Raw genomic sequence first — 3171 nt, forward strand, 5'->3', positions numbered from 1 at the left:
CTGAGACCGGGTCGCGGGCAAGGGCTGCGCGGCAGGCGCCGTTTGCTGCTGCGCCGAAGACGGCGCGGCCAGCATCAGCATCGCCAGCGAGGCGATCATGGCGGATGCAGCGGGGAACTTGAATGTCATCATCAGTTACACTTCAGCCCAGTGACGGATCAGGTTGTGATAAATCCCGGTCAATTTGACCGTTTCAGGGTCATCGCGCCCCAGCCGCTCCACCAGAGCCTGGATCGCAGTATCGAGATCAAAGATCAGGCTGCGCGCGTGTGCATCCCGTACCATGCTCTGCAGCCAGAAAAAAGACGCTACCCGCACTCCTCGCGTGACCGGCGTGACCAGATGCAGACTGGAAGCAGGGTAAAGTACCAGATCGCCTGCCGGCAGCTTGATTTCATGCGATCCGTAGAGGTCCTCGATGACGAGCTCGCCGCCATCGTAGTCCTCCGGCTCCGATAAAAACAGCGTGACCGAGAGGTCGGTGCGGATCCGCAGGCCGGTCAGCTTGTCGCCGCGCACCGCATTGTCGACGTGCAGACCGAAATGGTGGCCGTCGCTTGCCGAATAGCGGTTGAACAAGGGTGGAAAGATTTGAAGCGGGATCGCCGCCGAGATGAACTGCGGGCTTGCCGACAGTGCCGTCAGGATACGGTTGCCGAGCTGCCGCGCGACCTCGCTGTCGGGCGGCAGCTGCTCGTTGCGTTTGACCATCGCGGAAGCAGCACCCGCGGTGGAGCGGCCGTCCTCCCATTCGGCTTGCTCCATGATGCGGCGGAAGTCCGCCACATCAGCCTTGCTCAATACGTTGGGAACACAGACCAGCATCTTGTGCCGCGAAGCCTCCGTCAGTAACGCGCAGACACAACCAGATACGCAGCACGTCCCGGCGCTTCGAGCACGAACGGTGCCGCGCTCTGGTACAGCGCGTCGTAGTAGCACTTGTCGAAGATGTTGTTGACGAACAGCTTCATGGTCCAGTTCTTGTCGATCTTTGCCTCAGCGAACGCGTCGAAGCGCCAGTAGCTCGGGATCGAGGTGCCCTGGTTGGCCGCAAGGAAGGTGCCGCCATACACCTTGGAGCGATACACCGCCTGCCCGCCGATCTCCCACATGTCGGTCAGCTGGTATTTCGAGAGCATGCTGAACGACTGATGCGCCACGTTGGCGAGCGGCAAGCCGACGTTCGAGGTGTACAGAAGCGTGTTCGCTGGCGGAATATTCGATTTGGTCACTTCCGACTGCATCAACACGAGGCCGCCGAACACGCTCCACTTGTCTGTGATCTTGCCGCCCACTCCGAGATCGATGCCCCGGATGCGATAGGCCGCGCCAGCGCTAATGCAGGAGACAGTGCCGGTCGTACCAGCCGGATAAGGACATGCGGCAGTTGCGGTCGCCGCGGTGATGTTCATGGATTCGCGCGCGTTCTCCTTCTCGGTCTGGAACAACGCCGCGGTCACCAGCAGATGGCGGTCGAACAATTCCCACTTGGTGCCGACTTCAATGGCCTTGTTCTTCTCCGGCCCGAAGATCTGGCTCGGATTGCCGTTGAGAACCGGCGCGAGGCCACCATACTGAATGCTTGTGCCGTCAAACTCCGCGCCGACCGGGTTGGATGATGTGGCATAGGCGGCGTAGACGCTCCCGTTCGGCAACGGCTTCAGCGTCACGCCGAGGTTGAAGTTCGGCATGCCGTAGTCTTGCTGCTGCTGGCCGAAGACGTTGGCGACACCATTGACCGTACCGTAGCCGCTGGTCTTGATGTTGTAGTCGTCATAGCGGACGCCGCCGTTGAGGATCACGAGATCGTTGTAGTTGGCGCTATCCAGGACATAGACGCTCTTCGTATCGACGGTGAGTTTGGTCGGCAGCCCGGACAGCCCCGACGGAATCGGGAACGGAATGTTGGTGTATTGCGGATTGAACACGCTGACGCCAGAGAGCGATCCGCTGCCGCTGAATCCGCCGGGCAGCGCTTCCGAGTTCAGACCAAGATATTTGTCGAACGAGGACCGTTCGTTGTTGTACTCGAACCCGGCAAGCGCCGTGTGCTTGAAGCCGGCGCCGTCGTTGAACTTGTAGGTCGCCTCGGTCTGGTTGGCGAACACGTCTGTGACCTGGAACCGGCTCTGCGGATTGAGACTGAGCGTCGAGGCCGAGAGCGGATTGGCCAGCACCGGCGATTCCGGCAGTGTCCCGATGTAGTTCTGGGTCGAACGCGATTCCCGGATCTTGTTGCTGATGGTCAGGTCCGGCGTGATCCGCACCTCGGCATTGATCGTACCGATATCCTGCCCGGTCCTGAAGAAGTCACGATTGACGAAGCCATAGAAATTGTTGCGGTTGACACCGAAATCCGGGAACGGGCCACCGGCGGTGCTCGCCGTGCTCGGCCGGTAGTAAGGCACGCCGAAATCCGGGATACCGGTGAGTTCGGTGTGAATGTAGTTGCCGCTGATCGTCACCGCGTCGACCGGCTTCCAGGTGCCGGCGACGAATGCACCATCGCGGTTGTCGGTGACATAGCTGCGGCCGGCGACGCCGGCATCCTGGAACAGGCCGCCGGCACGGATCGCCAGCGTCGGGCTGATCACCTGGTTGACATCGAGCGTCACCCGCTTGGTGCGATCGGTGCCGAACGAGGTGTCCATGTTGTAGAAGCTCTTGTCCGTCGTCGCCTGCTTGGTGACGATGTTGATCGCGCCGCCGGTGGTGCCGCGGCCTGCGAAGGAGGAGCCCGGGCCGCGCAGGATCTCGACCTGCTCGGTGAAGAAGTTCTCGCGGACGCTGACGCCGGCGTCGCGCACGCCGTCGATGAAGATATCGTTGCGCGCATCGAAGCCGCGGATGAAGAAGCGGTCGCCGAACGCATTGCCGCCCTCGCCCGTGCCGAGCGTGACGCCGGCGGTCGACAGGATCGCCGATTTCAGCGAGGTGGCGTTCTTGTCTTCGAGCACGTCCTTGGTCAGCACCGTGACCGACTTCGGCGTGTTCAGGATCGGCTCCGGATACTTTCCGGATGCCTGCAAACGATCGCCCTTGTAGGGCGCCGCCGGATCCGCATAGCGGTCGCGGTCGGCGGGAAGACCACCGGCACTGGGAAACGGCACCGGCGCCTGCTGGGCCTGCTGGTTGTTGCGGCGCGCGGCGCGGCGCAGTGCGTTGCGGGCG

The 3171-nt window shown here is 62.2% G+C and carries 2 protein-coding genes; both read right to left on the minus strand.

What is annotated here, in order from left to right; genetic code table 11:
- Positions 1–135 precede the first annotated feature (135 nt).
- Positions 136–825: a Fe2+-dependent dioxygenase gene (locus H8A95_RS42245; RefSeq protein ID WP_229188341.1), complete on the minus strand. Its 690-nt coding sequence runs from the start codon at positions 823–825 to the stop codon at positions 136–138.
- 20 nt (positions 826–845) lie between these two features.
- Positions 846–3171, minus strand: a 2326-nt coding sequence (locus H8A95_RS42250; RefSeq protein WP_229188342.1) for a TonB-dependent receptor, incomplete at its 5' end; no start/stop codon positions are given.

The organism is Bradyrhizobium oropedii (assembly GCF_020889685.1).
Classification (GTDB): domain Bacteria; phylum Pseudomonadota; class Alphaproteobacteria; order Rhizobiales; family Xanthobacteraceae; genus Bradyrhizobium; species Bradyrhizobium oropedii.

Bases quoted from the DNA above. Each gene is read 5' to 3' on its own strand.
- H8A95_RS42245 (WP_229188341.1), bottom strand. From the start codon at position 825: ATGCTGGTCTGTGTTCCCAACGTATTGAGCAAGGCTGATGTGGCGGAC.